The organism is Asanoa ishikariensis (assembly GCF_900107455.1).
GTDB classification, from domain to species: Bacteria; Actinomycetota; Actinomycetes; order Mycobacteriales; family Micromonosporaceae; genus Asanoa; species Asanoa ishikariensis.
Genome location: NZ_FNQB01000001.1, coordinates 159497 through 172190, shown reverse-complemented (window position 1 = coordinate 172190; position 12694 = coordinate 159497). Strand labels below are relative to the sequence as shown.

Sequence of the window (12694 nt, the reverse complement as noted above, 5' to 3'; positions counted from 1 at the left end):
GTTCGCACTCTCCGCGAGAGCCCAAACAGCGACACCTCGCCACCGCCGCACGCTGGCGCTCCCTGCGAGAGCCCAAACACCGACACCTCGCCACCGCCGCGCGTTCGCGCTCCCCGCCTGAGCGCAACACCGACACCTCGCCACCGCGGCACGTTGGCGCTCTCCCGCGCTGGACCGGTTTGGGTGGGAGATAGGCTGATCGTCATGGGTAGTTCCGTCGACGGGTCGGCGTCGGGGGTCGTCACCGTCCGGTTTTTCGCCGGTGCGCGGGCGGCTGCCGGGGTCGCGGAAACCAGCGTGGCCGCCGGGTTGACGCATGACGGCTTTGTCGCCGAGCTGGCTGAGCGGCATGGCGACCGGTTGGCGACCGTGCTCAAGGTCGCCAGTTTTCTGGTCGACGGGGTCGCTTGGCGGGACGGTCAGCGGCCGCTTCCGGCTGGGGCCGAGGTCGACGTCCTTCCGCCGTTCGCGGGTGGGTAAGTGGGCATCGTTCTGCTGGTCGTCGTCGCTTTTGCCGTCATCGGTCTGATCCACTTCTACATCTGGAAACGGCTTGTCCGGGACACGACGCGTCCCGGGCGGGTTCGGCGGGCCGGTGCGGTCTTGGCCGTCGTCCTGGGCTTGCTGGTGCCTGCCACGTTGATCGGCACCCGCACCGGCGCCACGGCGCTCGCCTGGCCCGGGTATCTGTGGATCGCGCTGATGTTCTACCTGCTGGTCGTGCTGCTCCTGCTGGAGATCCCGATGCTGCTCGTCCGCATCGCACTCCGCCGCCGCGCGACCACCGCGGAAACCGCCACCGCTGACCTCAGCGAAGCCGTGCCCGCGGCCACCGCCGCCGGCGCGAACGCGGAACCTCTGCCCGTGAAAGAGCAACCCGCCGGCACCACCACGACCGCACCGCAGCCACGCGACGACGACCCGAGCCCAACACCGCCCGGCATCGAGCGGCGACTGCTGCTCGCCCGCGGAGCCGCCATCTTCGCCGGGCTCACCGCCACCGGCATCACCGCCTACGGAGCGCGGACCGCCCTCAGCGCCCCGCGGCTCGACCGGGTCCAGATCACCCTGGCCAAGCTCCCCCGCAGCATGGACGGCTTCCGCATCGCGACCGTCTCCGACATCCACCTCGGCCCGCTCGCCGGTCGTGCGCACACCGAACGCGTGGTCGCCGCCATCAACCGGACCCAGGCCGACCTCGTGGCCGTTGTCGGTGACCTGGTCGACGGCAGCGTCGCTGAGCTCGGCGCCGCCGCCGCGCCGCTGCGCGACATCCAGTCCAAGCACGGCGCCTTCTTCGTGACCGGTAACCACGAGTACTACTCCGGCGCCGAGGAGTGGCTGGCCGAGGTCGAGCGCCTCGGCATCCGTACGTTGCGAAACCAGCGCCAGCTCATCACCGCGCGCGGTGGCGCGATCGACCTCGCCGGGGTCAACGACATCGCGGGTGAGGGCACCAGCACCGGCGGGCCGGACATCGCGGGCGCCCTGCGGGACCGTGATCCGGGCATACCCGTCGTCCTGCTCGCACATCAGCCCATCCAGGTCCACGACGCCGCCGACAACAAGGTTGACCTGCAGCTCTCCGGACACACCCACGGCGGGCAAATGGTCCCGTTCAACTTCCTGGTCCGGCTCGAGCAGCCCGTCGTCAACGGCTACGCGCGGTTCGGTGACACCCAGCTCTACGTCACCAACGGTGCCGGATTCTGGGGGCCGCCCGTTCGGGTCGGCGCACCACCACAAGTCACCCTTGTGGAACTTCGTAGCCCATAAGGAAGTGCGACACGCCGCACCACGGTGGACGGTCACCGCATTCGTCGGCGGGGCATGGCACTATGCGGCGTGCTCCCGTACAGCGCCGCACCCTTCGTGGCGGACCTGCACATCCACTCCAAGTACTCCCGCGCCTGCAGTCGCGACCTAACCCTGCCCAACCTCGCGCTGTGGGCCCGCCGCAAAGGCGTCACGCTGCTCGGCACCGGCGATTTCACCCATCCGGCCTGGTTCGACCACCTGAGGGAAAACCTTCAACCGGCCGAACCCGGACTGTTCCGGCTGAGTCGGGACGCCGAACGAGCGGCGACCCAGCAGCTTCCGCCGCGGCTGGCGAGCTCCGAGGAGCAGGTCCGCTTCACGCTGTCGGTCGAGATCTCGACGATCTACAAGCGGGACGACCGCACCCGCAAGGTGCATCACCTGATCTACCTGCCCGACCTCGACGCCGCCGCGCGGTTCAACACGGCGCTCGGGCGGATCGGCAACCTCGCCTCTGACGGCCGGCCGATTCTCGGTCTCGACTCGCGCGATCTCCTGGAGATCACGCTGGAGGCGAGCCCGGACGGCTACCTGGTCCCGGCGCACATCTGGACGCCCTGGTTCTCCGCGCTGGGCAGCAAATCCGGTTTCGATGCGATCGCCGACTGCTACGCCGACCTCGCCGACCACATCTTCGCCGTCGAGACGGGCCTGAGCTCCGACCCCGCGATGAACTGGCGGGTGTCGAGCCTCGACCGCTACCAACTGGTGTCCAACTCGGACGCGCACTCGCCGCCGGCCCTGGCCCGCGAGGCCACCGTGCTGGCCACCGAACTCGACTACTTCGCCGTCCGCGACGCCCTCCGCACCGGCAACGGCCTGGCCGGCACGCTGGAGTTCTTCCCCGAGGAGGGCAAGTACCACGCCGACGGCCACCGGCTCTGCGGCGTCAACTGGCAACCGAACCAGACCCAGGCGGCCGGCGGCCTCTGCCCCGAATGCCACAAACCGCTGACCGTGGGTGTCCTGAGCCGTGTCGAGGAGCTGGCCGACCGGCAAGCTGGACAAATCCGAAAAGACCCCAAGCCGGTCCAGCACCTGCTCGCCCTGGCCGAGATCCTCGGCGAGATCGCCGGCGTCGGACCAAGATCGAAAACCGTCGAAGGCAAGCTCAACACCCTGGTCGCGGCCCTCGGCCCAGAGCTGACCATCCTCCGCGACACCCCGCTGGACGACATCAAGAAGGCCGGCGGCGACCACCTCGAAGAGGCCATCCGCCGCCTACGCCGTGCCGAGGTGCACCGCATCCCCGGCTACGACGGCGCCTACGGCATCATCCGCGTCTTCGACAAGAACGAACTGCCGAGCAAGGAACCCCAGGCGGACACCCTCTTCGACGTACCGCCGCAGATCAAACGCAAAGCCGCAAAAACCCAGCCGGACCGCCCGTCAGAGGGATCAGCCCGCCGCGGCCCGGTCAAACGCGTCGAACCCGCCGTGCCGCCACCGCCACCCCAACAGGCCTCCCCGCACGAGCCCTTCGAGCCGATGCTCGCGGGCATGGAAGAGGTCGGCACCGGCCTGCTCGACCGCCTGGACGCGATGCAGCGCGTCGCCGCGTCGGCCCCCGGCGGTCCCATGCTGATCGTCGCCGGCCCCGGCACCGGCAAGACCAGGACACTCACCCACCGGATCGCCTATCTCTGCGCCGAGCTGGGCGTCTTCGCCGAACATTGCCTGGCGATCACGTTCACCAGACGAGCCGCCGAGGAGCTACGGACCAGGCTCGACGGCCTGATGGGACCGGTCGCCTCCGACGTCACCGTCGCGACCTTCCACTCGCTCGGCCTGGCCATCCTCCGCGAGAACGCCGCCGCGGCCGGACTGCCGAAAGACTTCCGCATCGCCGACGACACCGAGCGGGAGGCCGCGCGCAAGGAGGCCGGTGACGACGACGCCGCCTATCAAAAGCTCCTCCGCAACCAGGACCTGGTCGACCTCGACGAGCTGGTCACACTGCCGCTGCGGCTGCTGGCCGAGGACGCCGACCTGGTCGACCGCTACCAGGGCCGCTGGCGGTGGCTGTTCGTCGACGAGTACCAGGACGTCGACGAGACCCAGTACGAGCTGCTCCGCCTGCTCTGCCCGCCGGACGGCAACCTGTGCGCGATCGGCGACCCCGACCAGGCGATCTACTCGTTCCGCGGCGCCGACGTCGGCTACTTCCTGCGGTTCGCCGAGGACTTCATCGACGCCCGGCTGGTCCGGCTGACCCGCAACTACCGCTCCTCCGCGCCGATCCTGGCCGCCGCCGTGCAGGCGATCGCGCCCTCGTCACTGGTGAGAGGACGGCGACTGGACCCCGCCCGGCTCGATCCCGAGGCGCCGCTGGTCGGCCGCTACCCGGCGAGCTCCGCCACCGACGAGGCCGACTTCGTCGCCCGTACCGTCGACGACCTGGTCGGTGGCCTTTCCCACCGGTCGCTGGACTCGGGCCGGATCAGCGGCAACGCCGCCGGCATCTCGTTCTCCGACGTCGCCGTGCTCTACCGCACCGACCAGCAGGCCGCGCCGATCGTCGAGGCGCTGGCCCGGGCCGGCATCCCGGTCCAGAAGCGCTCGCACAACCGGCTCCGCGACCGAGCGGGCGTGGCGGCGATCGCCCGGGAGCTGCGGCTGGCGGGACCAACAAACGAAGGTCAGCTTCCCGCGCGCGTACGCCGTGCCGGTCAGCTCCTCGCCGAACGGTTCGCGACGCCCACCCTGGACAGCACCGGCAGCCCGAGTCCGGCGGACGTGTGGTCGGCCGTCGAGGTGCTCACCCCGCTGGCCCAGCGCTGCGGCGACGATGTGGAGCAGTTCCTCTCGCAGTTGGCCACCGGCGCCGAGGTCGACGCCCTGGACGCCCGCGCCGAAGCGGTCACGCTGCTCACCCTGCACGCGGCCAAGGGGCTCGAGTTCCCGGTCGTCTTCCTGGTCGGCTGCGAGGACGGCCTGCTCCCGCTGCGCTTCTTCGACGGCCGCACCACCGACGACGACCTGGCCGAAGAGCGTCGGCTGTTCTTCGTCGGGCTGACCAGGGCGCAGGACCGGCTGTACGTGTCACACGCCCAGCGCCGCTTCCGCCTCGGCACGGAGCGTGACACCGGCCCGTCGCCGTTCCTCGACGCGATCGACGCCGGCTTGTTCGAACGGCTCGGCGCGACAGAGGAACGCCGGCCGAAGGACCGTCAACTGCGCCTGATCTGACCCGTACGCTGGGCCGGCGGTAGGTTTGGCGCGGTTCCGGGAGGTGAGCACCACCCGGTAAGCCGCTACGGTGACCAAGAGCACCGCGCCGCAATCGATGAGAACTCCCCTCGGCCAGGAGGAACGTCCATGTCGAACTACGGACCGCCCAACGGTGGACCGTACCCCGGCCAGCCGCAGGAGCCCTGGCAAGGTCGTTCGTCGAACGACCCGTACGGCCAGCCATCGGATCCTTGGGGTGGACAGGACCCGTGGGGCGGCCAGCCGCAGTCAAGCCCACCCGGCGGACCCGGCTCACCGAGCTACGGCGGAGGTGGCGGCGGCGACTACGGCAACCCCGGCTACGGCGACCAGACCCCGGGCGGCGGCTACCCCAACCAGGGCCAAGGTCAGGGCCAGCCCGGCTACGGCGGTCAGCCGACGTATGGCGGCCAGCCAGGCTACGGCCAACCCCCTTACGGCGCCCAGCCCACCCAGTACGACCAGAACTTCCCGCAGTACGGCACCGAGCCGGCCTGGACCGCGCCCGAGGAGCCACCGCGCAAGAAGCGCTTCAGCCCGATCCTCGCGCTGGTCATCGCGCTGACGGTGCTGGTGTGTGGCGGCGGCGCGGCAGCGGTCTACTTCGTCGGTCGCCCCGACCCGGACGACAAGCAGAATGTCGCCGCCGAGTCGACGGGCACCCCGTCGGCGGGACCGAGCGCGTCCGGGAAGCCGTCCGGGCAGCCCACCGCGGAGTCGTCGGCCGATGCCCGCTTCGTCAAGAAGGGCCAGTGCGTCAAGAACGTCGGCTCGACCGAGGACCCGAAGCTCGAGATCGCCAAGTGCGCGTCGAAGACGTACCAGGTGCTGGCCCGTTTCGACGCGGCCACCACCGGCCAGGACGACGCCGAGAAGAAGTGCAAGGACGTCGACGGCTACACGGACTGGTACTTCTTCGACAGCCCGCTCGACCTCAACGACTACGTCCTCTGCCTCAAGCTTCGCGGCGCCTAGCCGAAACTAGGGCCGTCTAGCGCGACAGCTAGACGGCCCTAGATCAAGAAAGACACGCCGTACCGGCCTCTACGCATTTCTAGGGTCTTTGCTAGATCGACCGATACGGTCATCGACATGGATCCGGTGCGCAACCCCTACGCACCCGGTGCCGGCCAGCGGCCGCCGGAGTTGGCTGGGCGCGACCGCGAGCTCGACGTCTTCGACGTGGTGCTCGAGCGGGTCGCCCGCGGCCGCCCCGAACGCAGCCTGGTGCTGACCGGCCTGCGCGGCGTCGGCAAGACCGTCCTGCTCAACTCGCTGCGCTCGCAGGCGATCGGCCGGCTCTGGGGCACCGGGAAGATCGAGGCCCGCCCCGACCAGTCTCTGCGCCGCCCGGTGGCCGCGGCGTTGCACATGGCCGTCCGTGAGCTCGCGCCGCGACACCGCGCGCCTGACCGGATCGACGACTTCCTCGGCGTGCTCAAGGCGTTCGCGTTGCGGTCCAACCAGGCCAACGCCAAGCTGCGCGACCGGTGGCAACCCGGCATCGACGTGCCGGTGAAGACCGGGCGGGCCGACTCCGGCGACATCGAGATCGACCTGGTCGAGCTGTTCACCGACGCCGCCGCCGTGGCCACCGACGTGGGCACCGGTGTCGCCCTGTTCATCGACGAGATGCAGGACGTCCCGCCGGACGACATCTCGGCACTCTGTGCCGCCTGCCACGAGCTGTCGCAGCTCGGCGCGCCGCTGATCGTGGTCGGCGCCGGCCTGCCCCACCTGCCGGCGGTGCTCTCGGCGGCCAAGTCCTACTCGGAGCGGCTGTTCCGCTACCAGCGGATCGACCGGCTCGACCGGATCGCGGCCGACCAGGCGCTGGCCGCGCCCGCGGAGCGGGAAGAGGTCGAATACGAGGCGAAAGCACTCGACCTGCTCTACGAGAAGTCCGGCGGATACCCCTACTTCGTCCAGGCGTACGGGAAGGCGACCTGGGACCACGCCCCGCGTACGCCGATCACTCCCGATGATGTCCGGATGGCCGCACCGGAAGCCGAGGCCGAGCTCGCGGTGGGCTTCTTCGGCTCCCGCTTCGAGCGCGCGACGCCGGCCGAGCGGGAGTACATGCGGGCGATGGCGACCCTGTCGGCGGCCAGCCGCGGCGACGACATGGACATCGCGGTGGCCACGTCCGAGGTCGCACAGGCGCTGGGCCGCAAGCCGGCCAGCCTGTCCCCCGCCAGGGACGCGCTCATCAAGAAGGGCCTGATCTACTCGGGCGAGCGCGGGACGGTCGCCTTCACGGTCCCCCACTTCGGACGGTATCTGCGCACGCAACCCTGAGTCGCACCGTTTGGGGGATACGGCTGGCCCCGACGGGGTAAGAACTAAGCCATGAGTCCCGTACGCACGGTCGCGCGTCTGTTCCTCAGCACGATCTTCGTGGTCAGCGGCGCCCGCTCGGTCGCCCGGCCCACGCCGTGGGTGCCCCAGGCCAAGAAGGTCGCCGAGAAGGTCGGGCCGCTCTTCGAGAAGACCCACCGGAGCCTGCCGACCGACGCCGCGACGCTGGTCCGGCTCAACGGTGCGGCACAGGTGGCGGCCGGGCTCATGCTGGCGACGGGCCGGTTCACCCGACCCGCCGCGCTGGTGCTCGCCGGCACGCTGGTGCCGACGACGCTGAGCGCGCATCCCTTCTGGACGATCAAGGACCCGCAGGAGCGGCAGCACCAGCAGTCGCATTTCATGAAGAACCTGGGCCTGCTCGGCGGGCTGCTGCTCGCCGCGGCCGACACCCAGGGCAAACCGGGCCTGGCGTGGCGGGCGAGCCACTATGCGGGACACAGCCGACACGCTCTCGAGCACGGCCGGCACAACGTGGAGCATGGTCTGCACACGATCGGGCACAGCGGACAGTCGCTGCGCCGGACTGCGAAGACCGCGAAGCGCGAAGCGAGGATCGCTTACCGCGCCGCGGCTGCGGGCCGTAAGCTACCGAGCTGAATCAGACAGTAACTACCCGAAGCACATGAACCAGTCGCCCCGCGTTAACGCGGACGAAATGTCGCGAACTAGTGTGGGATCGGACACGGTCGGATAACGCGACGGGTGACGGATGACGGGCCCCTTTAGGCTCGTGGACGGACCTGGACGGCACGTTACAAAGGGTACGGGGGTGGCCACGCCATGCCGGCGACCGTCGGAAGACGGATGGACCGCCTCGTCCCGACCAACAGCCCTGTCCGTGGGATCTACAGTCGAAACATCGTGCGTCTCGGCGTCCTCGCCGGAGCGCTCGTTACGGCCTGGTACGCCATTGGTGCGTTCGGGCGGCCGTACAACTTCTTCGACATGAAGATCTACCACGGTGCGGCTGTCTGGTGGGCGAGCGGACACGATCTCTACGCATATGCGGCGCCGGACACGGGGCTGGGTTTCACCTACCCACCCTTCGCCGGTCTGCTCATGTCACCGATGGCGAGAGTGCCCTTCGCGGCCGCCGCCTGGATCAACGTGATCGCCAGCCTGCTGGCGCTCGCGGTGGTGATGTGGGCGCTGCTAGGCCCGATCTCCCGGCGTTATGGCTGGTCACGCTGGTTCGCGACCGGACTCTCCGTGGCCGCGGCCGCGGCGATCGAACCGGTCCGCGAGACGCTCGGCTACGGCCAGATCAACCTGCTGCTGTTCCTGCTGATCATGGCGGACATGGTCGCGCTGCGCTGGCGTGCCCGCGCCAGCGCGGGTTTCCTGCCGACCGGCGGCGCACTGGTCCGCTTCGTCCGAGGCGGCGCGTGGGCCGGTGTCGGCATCGGCCTGGCCGCCTCGATCAAGCTGACCCCCGCGCTGTTCGTCGTCTACTTCCTGGTCACCCGCCAGTGGCGGGCCGCGACCACGGCAGTGGCCACAGCCATCGGCGTCACCGCGGCGACCTTCATGGTCGCCGGCAAGGACTCGGCCGCCTACTGGCTGCGCGTGGTCTTCGAGACCGAACGGGTCGGCGCGGCCGACATGACGCCCAACCAGTCGCTGGCCGGGGTGCTGGCGCGCCTGTATGACACGGTCGAGGCACCCACCCTGCTGTGGCTGTCGTTCGCCGTGCTGATGCTGGCGCTGGGCCTGTCCCGCGCCTCCCGTGCCCACGCCGACGGCGACGAACTCACCGCGTTCGTCCTGGTCGGACTGACCGCCAACGTGATCAGCCCGATCTCCTGGACCCACCACCTGGTCTTCGTCATCCCGGCCATCGTGGTCCTGGCCGACGCCGCGATGCGCCGCCGCGACGCGAGCCGCGGCCTGGAGAGCGGTCGCCGACTGACCCGACGCGGCCTGACACCCAGCGCCAACATGGGTGGCCTGGCACCGCTGCGCACACCGATCTGGTTCCCGGCCCTGACCGGCCTCCGCCACGCCAGCGCCGCGGTCGGCGTCTACCTGCTCTTCCTGTACTCGCCGATCTGGCCCTACGAGCACCAACTACCCGAGTTCTCCCACTACGAGGACGGCCTCTGGGGCGCCCTCATGGAGAACTCGCTGGCGCTCGCCCTGATCATCCTGGTCGCCACCCTCCCGTGGCGCCCGGGCGCGGAACCGGCCTTCTACCCGGAGACCATCCGCATCGACAGGCGCGCCATCCACCAGCGCTAAATCAAGACCAAGAACGAAGGCATGTCCCGGGCCCGCCGGGGGCGCGACCGTCGCTCCCGCCGGGGATCGCTTCGCTTGCCAGATCCGCCGCCGGTCGCGCTCAGAGCAAAACAGCGCGTCGGCGGCGAGCTTCGCTAAGCACGGACCCGCTAGCCGCGCGCGTCACCGTTGGGCGCCTTCTAACGCGACGGAGCTGATGCGGTCACGCCGCGTGTTTTGTTCCACGTGGAACGGTGACTCCGTGTCAGGGGCAGTTGACCCATTCTTCTGTGCCGTCCGCGAATACCTGGCGCTTCCAGATCGGTAGCCGGGCCTTCGCCTCGTCGACCAGGCGGCCGCAGGCGGTGAAGGCCGCGCCGCGGTGGGCCGTGCTGACCGCGGCGACGATGGCGACGTCACCGATCCGCAGGGCGCCGACCCGGTGGGACAACGCCACCGCGTACACCTCGGGCTCCTTGGCGATCTCGGCCGCGACGTCGCGCAGCACCTCGAGCGCCGACGGGTGGCCCTCGTAGTCGAGGGACACCACCGAACGGCCGCCGTCGTGGTCACGGACCACGCCCTGGAACGACACGACGGCACCGGCTCGCGGGTCGGCTACCGCCGCCTCGTGTGCGGCCAGGTCGAGCGGATCCGACGTCACGCTGACGATCACGGTCGTTCTCCCGGAAGTAGCGGCAAAGGTACGAACGGTACTCGTGCACCGGCCTCGCCCGACGTACCCGGCGCGATGGCCGCGAAGCCGTGTGCCGAGGCGAGCCCGCGCAGCATGGCCGAGCCGACGTGGCGCAGCGGCTTGGCCGTGCCCGAAGCGGCGTCGACGTGGACGAGGGCGAGATGCGTGTAGTCGCCGCGGCCCGGCACCGGTTCGGCCAGCAGGACCGAGCCGAGCGTCGGCAGGGCGCGCCCACGCAGACCGGCGAGCAGCGGCTCCACCAGCGACGCGAGCGCGACCAGCGCCGACTGGGGGTTGCCGGGCAGGCCGGCGATGAACCTGTCCCGACCGTCGTCGCCGGTCACGCGGGCGACCAACATCGGGAAGCCGGGCCGGACGGCGACGGTGTTGACCAGGTATTCGGCGCCCAGCGCGGCGAGCGCCGGGTGCAGGTGGTCGACCGGGCCGTGCATCGTGCCGCCGGTGGTGCAGACGAGGTCGGCGTCGGCGAGCGCGGACCGGATCGCCGCGATGTGCGCGTCGAGGGTGTCCTCGACCGGGCCGACGACGGCGCCGGGCGCGACCTGGCATCCGTACCGGCGGAGCAGGGCGGGGACGTTCGGACCGAGCGCGTCCCGGACGCGGCCGTCGCCGGGCGGGCCCTGGGTGAGCAGCTCGTCGCCGAAGATCCGGACCGCCGCGCGTGGCCGCGGGCGCACCGCCAGGGTGTCGTAGCCGCACGACGCCGCGAGCCCGAGCACGCCCGGGTCGACCGGGGTGCCCGCCGGGATCAGCAGCTCACCGAGATCGGCCTCTTCGCCGGGCCGCCGCCACTCGACCGTCTCGCGCAACCGGCCGGTGATCCGGCCGTCCTTGGTGCGGGTGGACTCCTCGACCCGCAGCACGGCGTCCGCGCCGGGCGGCAGCATCCCGCCGGTGGCGATCTCTACTGCGGTGCCGTCGTCGGCGAGCGGCGCGGGGGAGTTGCCGGCCAGCACCTTGCCGACCACCCGCCACGGCGCCGGCCCACGCACCGCGAAGCCGTCCACACTCGACGTGGGGAAGGCCGGCAGGCTGGTCAACGTGACCAGGTCCTGCGCCAGGGTCAGCCCGTCGGCATCGTCGACCGGCACTTCGACAGGAGCCGGCGCGGCAGCACGACCGGCTTCGTACATCAACGTGCGGGCCCGGTCCCACGCGGTCGGCGCGGTGGTCGCGACAGTTTCAGCGGTCACCTTGCGAGCCTATCGCCGGCCAGACCCCAGGACCCGTCCTGCCGATCATCGCGGCCGGCCAGACCAGACGCCAGGACACGCCTAGATGCCGGAGCCGGGATGATCTCCGCCGCGGAGTTGGTCGACCGCGTGCACCAGGATCGGGCCGAGCACGGCGAGGCCGTCGCGGGCGCCGCCCTTCGAGCCGGGCAGGTTGATCACCAGTGTCCGGCCGGCCACGCCGGCCACGCCGCGGGACAGTGCGGCGGCCGGGATCTGCTCGCGGCTGTGCGCCCGGATCGCCTCGGCGATGCCCGGCACCTCGTAGTCGAGCAGCAGCTTGGTCATCTCGGGCGTCTGGTCGGTCGGCGTGATGCCGGTGCCGCCGCTGGTCACCACGACCTCGATGCCTTCGGCGATGGACATCCGCAGCGCCTGCGCGACCGGCTCGCCGTCCGGCACGACGATCGGCTCGCCGACCTCGCAGCCGATCTGCCGGAGGCCCTCGACCAGGATCGGACCGCTGGTGTCGGCGTAGACGCCGGCGGCCGCCCGGTTGGAGGCCACGATGACGCGGGCGCGGATCACTGCTCGTCCTCCCTGGTCCAAAGACCGGTCTTGCCGCCTTCTTTGCGCAGCACCCGGATGCCGTTGATGGAGGCGGCCGGGTCGACCGCCTTGACCATGTCGACCAGGGCGAGGCCGGCGGTGGCGACCGCGGTCAGCGCCTCCATCTCCACACCGGTGCGGTCAGCGGTGCGGGTCACCGCGGTGATCTCCACCGTGGTCTCGCCGAGCGTGAAGTCGACGGTCACCCCGGTCAGCGCGATCGGGTGGCACAGCGGCACCAGGTCGGGGGTCTTCTTCGCGCCCATGATGCCCGCGATCCGCGCCACCGCCAGTGCGTCGCCCTTCGGCAGGCCGTCGCGCCGCAACAGGTCGATCACCTCCGCGGTGGTGCGGAGCTCGCCCGTAGCGGTGGCCCGCCGGGCGGAGACGTCCTTCGCGGAGACGTCGACCATGCGGGCCGCTCCGCTCTCGTCGACGTGCGTCAGGTTGGTCTCGCCCACGCTGTGAGCCTATCGGTGCCAGGTCGGACACCGTGTGCGGTGGAACGTCTTCCGGCTCAGTTATATCGATCTCGTACTATCGCACAAATTTTGTCCGCTTCCCGAGCGTTTGTTAATGGCACGGCGGG

Annotated in this window: 10 protein-coding genes and 2 pseudogenes; 8 read left to right on the top strand and 4 right to left on the bottom strand. The window is 70.6% G+C overall.

Features of this window, described 5'->3' with window-relative positions:
- The first annotated feature begins 204 nt into the window (after positions 1-204).
- The 8 genes and pseudogenes from BLV39_RS00785 to BLV39_RS00755 all read left to right on the top strand — a co-directional run bounded on the left by BLV39_RS00785 (position 205) and on the right by BLV39_RS00755 (position 9627).
- Complete coding sequence (locus tag BLV39_RS00785; RefSeq protein WP_090786049.1) at positions 205-480, top strand: MoaD/ThiS family protein; 276 nt, start codon at positions 205-207, stop codon at positions 478-480.
- Positions 481-1776 carry a metallophosphoesterase gene (locus tag BLV39_RS00780; RefSeq protein ID WP_090786047.1) on the top strand — a complete coding sequence of 432 codons (1296 nt, stop codon included), beginning with the start codon at positions 481-483 and terminating at the stop codon, positions 1774-1776. It abuts the gene before it with no gap.
- Between the two features lie 69 nt (positions 1777-1845).
- Positions 1846-3165, top strand: a pseudogene (locus BLV39_RS45050) (endonuclease Q family protein); the annotation flags it as partial.
- Positions 3166-3246: 81 nt separating this feature from the next.
- A pseudogene (locus BLV39_RS45045) lies at positions 3247-5007 on the top strand (ATP-dependent helicase); the annotation flags it as partial.
- 129 nt (positions 5008-5136) lie between these two features.
- Positions 5137-6003 (top strand): LppU/SCO3897 family protein, encoded by an 867-nt coding sequence (locus BLV39_RS00770; RefSeq protein ID WP_090786043.1) that lies wholly within the window; start codon positions 5137-5139, stop codon positions 6001-6003.
- A gap of 117 nt (positions 6004-6120) precedes the next feature.
- Complete coding sequence (locus tag BLV39_RS00765) at positions 6121-7326, top strand: ATP-binding protein (protein WP_090786041.1); 1206 nt, start codon at positions 6121-6123, stop codon at positions 7324-7326.
- 51 nt (positions 7327-7377) lie between these two features.
- Entirely contained in the window at positions 7378-7986 is a 609-nt protein-coding gene (locus BLV39_RS00760; protein ID WP_090786040.1) for a DoxX family protein, read from the top strand.
- 183 nt (positions 7987-8169) lie between these two features.
- Positions 8170-9627 (top strand): glycosyltransferase 87 family protein, encoded by a 1458-nt coding sequence (locus BLV39_RS00755; RefSeq protein ID WP_090786037.1) that lies wholly within the window; start codon positions 8170-8172, stop codon positions 9625-9627.
- 244 nt (positions 9628-9871) lie between these two features.
- Here the strand turns inward: BLV39_RS00755 and BLV39_RS00750 are convergent, their stop codons facing one another.
- From BLV39_RS00750 to moaC, 4 genes are all read right to left on the bottom strand, one after another.
- Positions 9872-10282, bottom strand: a complete 411-nt coding sequence (locus BLV39_RS00750) for a molybdenum cofactor biosynthesis protein MoaE (protein WP_090786035.1) — start codon at positions 10280-10282, stop codon at positions 9872-9874.
- The gene (locus tag BLV39_RS00745; protein ID WP_090790988.1) at positions 10279-11457 is read right to left on the bottom strand and encodes a molybdopterin molybdotransferase MoeA; all 1179 of its coding nucleotides are present in this window, start codon (positions 11455-11457) and stop codon (positions 10279-10281) included. The genes BLV39_RS00750 and BLV39_RS00745 overlap by 4 nt, the downstream gene beginning before the upstream one ends.
- A gap of 141 nt (positions 11458-11598) precedes the next feature.
- Positions 11599-12084: a MogA/MoaB family molybdenum cofactor biosynthesis protein gene (locus BLV39_RS00740; protein WP_090786033.1), complete on the bottom strand. Its 486-nt coding sequence runs from the start codon at positions 12082-12084 to the stop codon at positions 11599-11601.
- Positions 12081-12566, bottom strand: a complete 486-nt coding sequence (gene moaC, locus BLV39_RS00735) for a cyclic pyranopterin monophosphate synthase MoaC (RefSeq protein WP_275414353.1) — start codon at positions 12564-12566, stop codon at positions 12081-12083. The genes BLV39_RS00740 and moaC overlap by 4 nt, the downstream gene beginning before the upstream one ends.
- Positions 12567-12694: the final 128 nt, after the last annotated feature.

Excerpts from the sequence above, each read along its gene's own strand:
- BLV39_RS00785 (WP_090786049.1), top strand. The coding sequence starts at position 205 with ATGGGTAGTTCCGTCGACGGGTCGGCGTCGGGGGTCGTCACCGTCCGG.
- BLV39_RS00770 (WP_090786043.1), top strand. The coding sequence starts at position 5,137 with ATGTCGAACTACGGACCGCCCAACGGTGGACCGTACCCCGGCCAGCCG.
- BLV39_RS00765 (WP_090786041.1), top strand. The coding sequence starts at position 6,121 with ATGGATCCGGTGCGCAACCCCTACGCACCCGGTGCCGGCCAGCGGCCG.
- BLV39_RS00760 (WP_090786040.1), top strand. The coding sequence starts at position 7,378 with ATGAGTCCCGTACGCACGGTCGCGCGTCTGTTCCTCAGCACGATCTTC.
- BLV39_RS00755 (WP_090786037.1), top strand. The coding sequence starts at position 8,170 with ATGCCGGCGACCGTCGGAAGACGGATGGACCGCCTCGTCCCGACCAAC.
- BLV39_RS00745 (WP_090790988.1), bottom strand. The coding sequence starts at position 11,457 with ATGTACGAAGCCGGTCGTGCTGCCGCGCCGGCTCCTGTCGAAGTGCCG.